Source organism: uncultured Gemella sp. (assembly GCF_963515875.1).
In the GTDB taxonomy this organism is placed as follows: Bacteria; Bacillota; Bacilli; order Staphylococcales; family Gemellaceae; genus Gemella.
The window spans coordinates 1-2,686 of sequence record NZ_CAUPZX010000077.1 but is presented as its reverse complement, the minus strand read 5'-3'; the positions used below and the strand labels follow the sequence as shown (position 1 = coordinate 2,686).

2 protein-coding genes are annotated in these 2,686 nt (G+C 33.2%); both read right to left on the bottom strand.

Annotated elements, in window-relative coordinates; genetic code table 11:
- Positions 1–91: 91 nt before the first annotated feature.
- Positions 92–1,183, bottom strand: a complete 1,092-nt coding sequence (ftsZ, locus tag RWL85_RS08530) for a cell division protein FtsZ (protein WP_314087143.1) — start codon at positions 1,181–1,183, stop codon at positions 92–94.
- Between the two features lie 20 nt (positions 1,184–1,203).
- Positions 1,204–2,580 carry a cell division protein FtsA gene (gene ftsA / locus RWL85_RS08525; RefSeq protein ID WP_314087140.1) on the bottom strand — a complete coding sequence of 459 codons (1,377 nt, stop codon included), beginning with the start codon at positions 2,578–2,580 and terminating at the stop codon, positions 1,204–1,206.
- Positions 2,581–2,686 lie beyond the last annotated feature (106 nt).

Genomic DNA, 2,686 nt, shown 5'->3' with positions numbered 1-2,686 from the left:
TAAAAATAGGCTGTTGATTCATGCATTTTTTGCATTTGTCAACAGCCTGAAAAGAAAAATCGAGTAATCTCGATTTTTCTTTTTTTTAAAATTAGATGTCTCTTCTTGTTCTTCTTCTTGGACGTGGGTACATTTCTTGTTCTACTTCGTTTTTACCATATCCACTTGTGAATGAACTAGCTTCTGGTTGAGCTGGACGTTGTGCTAAGATATCTCTTTCCACACTAACTCCATCTTCTTCAAATCCAGTAGCAATAACTGTAACAATGATTTCATCAGTTTTTTCTAATTCTTCATTAAATACTGTACCGAAAATCATGTTTACTTCATCATCACTAGCTTCTTGAACGATACTTGCAGCTGCTTGAGCTTCAAATAGACTTAAGGATGGTCCTCCAGTGATGTTTAATAACACACCTTTAGCTCCAACGATAGAAGTTTCAAGTAATGGAGATGAAATTGCTTTTTTAGCAGCTTCTATTGCTCTGTTTTCACCTGAAGCTACACCAATACCCATTAATGCTGAACCTTGATCAGCCATGATAGCTTTAACATCAGCAAAGTCAAGGTTAACTGTACCAGATACATTAATTAAGTCAGAGATACCTTGAACCCCTTGACGTAATACATTATCAGCTTCAACGAATGCTTGCATCATTGGAGTAGATTTATCAACGATATCTAATAATCTATCGTTAGGAATAACGATAAGCGTATCTACTGCACCTTTTAGTGAGTTAATTCCTGCTGTAGATTGCACTTGACGTTTTTTACCTTCAAAGTTGAATGGACGAGTAACAACACCTACTGTTAATGCTCCTAATTCTTTAGCAATACCTGCCACGATTGGTGCCGCTCCAGTACCAGTTCCTCCTCCCATACCAGAAGTAACGAATACCATATCTGCCCCTGCTAGTGCTTCTTCGATTTTATCTTTAGTCTCTTCAGCAGCCTTACGTCCTACTTCCGGATTAGCTCCTGCTCCAAGTCCTTTAGTTAACTTTTCCCCTATTTGTATTCTTATATTTGCTTTTGAACGTTTTAACGCTTGAGCATCTGTATTAACTGCGATAAATTCAACATTTTGAATTCCACTTTCTACCATTCGGTCAACGGCGTTTCCACCACCGCCACCAACACCTACTACTTTAATTACTGCTGATTGATCAAATTCTTCAAACATTATTTATTTCCTCCTGATTATTATTCGAAAAACGAATTATACATTTTAGTTATTTTATCAAAGAAGTTCTTCTCTTCTTTATCTTTTTTCTCTTCTTCGTAATAAACGTCTTCTTCATGGTCTTCCACATGAGTATCTGTTATTATTGGTGTTTCTACTTTTGAATTAACCACTGAAATTTCTTCAATTCCAGATACATTTTCAAAAGTTGTATTTGTATTTTTAATTGTTGGAACTTCATCGGTTACTTGATATCCAAATAATGATTCAATTTTATAACTACTAGTTAATGTCCCTACAACTACAGATAATTCTGGCGAATTTGCACCGATAATCTTCGGAGAACCAATTCTTACATTCATTTTTCTTAGCATATCTTTTGCTAAGTCCAGAACTCCAGGCATCAACGTAGTTCCACCTGTTAGTACAACATTACCTTTTACTCTATTTATACCTGCTTTTCTAAGTACATCAAATGATCGTAAAATAATTTCTTCTACAATTTCTTCAATATAATCTGCTAATTCTTTTTGAGTATAAGGTTCTTCATCTGGTTCTAAGTTATCTAACTCAATAATTACCTGAGGTGATGCTAAATCATAAAATGCATGTCCCTGAGTAACTTTTATTTCTTCCGCTCGTTTTAAAGGAACATTTAACACATCAGATATTGTTCTTGTAATATCTTCTCCAGCTAACTCAATTGATTGAGATAATTGAAGTATGCCATCCTCAAAATAACTTACCGTAGTAAGACCTGCTCCAATGTCAATTATTACTGAACCATAATCTTTTTCTTCTTCATTAAGAAGTAATTCTCCTAATGAATGAGATGTACAAAATGTCTCATTACAATCTAATCTCAAGTTTTCTATACTCTTATAGATAGTATGAAGGTGAGTTTTAGATGTTAAAACCCTGTTTCCTGTAACTTCAAAAGCATTATGAACTGTCATACCTTTTGGTTTTCTAATATTTTCAATATCATCAAGACGATAGTAATCTGGAATTACTTGAACCACTTCTCTTTCTCGTGGCAACGGTAGTATTTTTGCTTCTTCAATTACTTCTTCGATATCTCTACCATCAATATCGTGTTTTGTATCAAATTTAATTTCCGCTACACTTTTTTTAATATGAGTGTGTATACTTGGAACTGCTACATATAATGATCTTATGTCTTTATTAGCTTCACTTTTGGCAATATCTATTGCTTTTTGAATATCTCTAGAAGCAGACTCTACATCAATAATATTTCCTCGTTTGATGGATGTAGTTTTAACAACCCCGACACCGAGTATATTCAATTTTTCATATACTACATCTGCTATAATCACTTTTATACTAGATGATCCCAGATCTATTGAAGTATACAATTGTGAACTCAAGTCAAACACTCCTTCCTTTTAATCTTTGTTATTATAATAAAATTGTAAATACACACATATTTTATTTACACATACTAAATTATAACATAAAATTTAAAAAAAAAATATGAAAAAC